This window comes from Pseudomonas meliae, from assembly GCF_001400515.1.
GTDB lineage: Bacteria > Pseudomonadota > Gammaproteobacteria > Pseudomonadales > Pseudomonadaceae > Aquipseudomonas > Aquipseudomonas amygdali.
In genome coordinates this window covers 14,754-15,744 of record NZ_LJQT01000320.1, presented here as the reverse complement: position 1 = coordinate 15,744, position 991 = coordinate 14,754, and the positions used below count along the sequence as shown (strand labels likewise).

Sequence of the window (991 nt, the reverse complement as noted above, 5' to 3'; positions counted from 1 at the left end):
ACGCCCTGCGGGCAGAAGCCAATCTGTGAGCATCTCAAGACTTATGCATAACGCTCAGACACAGAAATCATCGTGGCCGGAGCACCTCGGGCGTATAGCTGCCGTCTCTCAATGAGCAGGCCAGGTGCTCTGCATGCAGCCGCGCGGCCGAGGCCAGTTCGGTGGAGATGGTGACAGCAGCGTCCATGTCGGCCTGAACGTGTTCCTGCGAGGCGCTCAGGCGGTTGCAGCCGGGTTTGCAGCCGCACTCCACTGCATGTCCCTGCGTGGCAACCGCCACCAGATCGTCGACATACGTCGGGTTGCCCTGAGCAATGAAACCGATGCGGGTGCACGCCGGGCACCACACGGGGTCGCCCATGCGGGCAACGCGGCGCTGGTCGATGACTTCGCTTGACGAGCCGCTCAGCACAAACCCGCCGGTGGTGGTTGGATCGCCTTCCCTGACTATGAACGACATGGCAGTGCTTCCTTTGAGTTCTGGAAGCCTGAAGGCTAGGCGTAAAACCGCTACTCAGGTGCGCAGAAGCCCTGTTAAAGACCGGTCCTACGAAAAGATCAGCAGAGCGTTTCGCGGATGTTACGGGCATCAATAAAGGTGATCGAAAAATGATCACTTCTACTATCGTTACTCCAGCCGTAACGATTCACCTCGCTGCTTGATTGATGCTTGCCCCTATCGCTCCTAAGGTGGCCCACGACAGCAAAATCGTGGAGCGATCATGACAACAACAACTTCCCCCGACGCACGCTGGACACGTCGTCGCACCGAGAAGCAGTGGCGTCTGGAGCAGGTGCGGGCGCTGGCCGATGGCGTAGTGCTGCCGACCGACAAGATTGTCGCGGCGCTGGAGGCCTTGCTGGTTTCCGGTGATCGGGTGGTGCTTGAGGGCAATAACCAGAAGCAGGCGGACTTCCTGTCCCGCGCGCTGGCCAAAGTCGATCCGGGCAAGGTGCATGACCTGCACATGATCATGCCGAGCGTTGGCCG

Annotated in this window: 2 protein-coding genes; one reads left to right on the top strand and one right to left on the bottom strand. The window is 59.9% G+C overall.

Annotated elements, in window-relative coordinates:
* Positions 1-67: 67 nt before the first annotated feature.
* The gene (locus ALO64_RS15005; RefSeq protein WP_005731023.1) at positions 68-460 is read right to left on the bottom strand and encodes a PAAR domain-containing protein; all 393 of its coding nucleotides are present in this window, start codon (positions 458-460) and stop codon (positions 68-70) included.
* A gap of 262 nt (positions 461-722) precedes the next feature.
* Here ALO64_RS15005 and ALO64_RS26360 point away from each other — a divergent pair.
* On the top strand, positions 723-991 hold a 269-nt coding region (locus ALO64_RS26360; protein WP_235805002.1), incomplete at its 3' end, for a malonate decarboxylase subunit alpha.

What these genes read in the sequence shown, in the direction of transcription:
- ALO64_RS15005 (WP_005731023.1), bottom strand. Translation starts at nt 460, where the DNA reads ATGTCGTTCATAGTCAGGGAAGGCGATCCAACCACCACCGGCGGGTTT.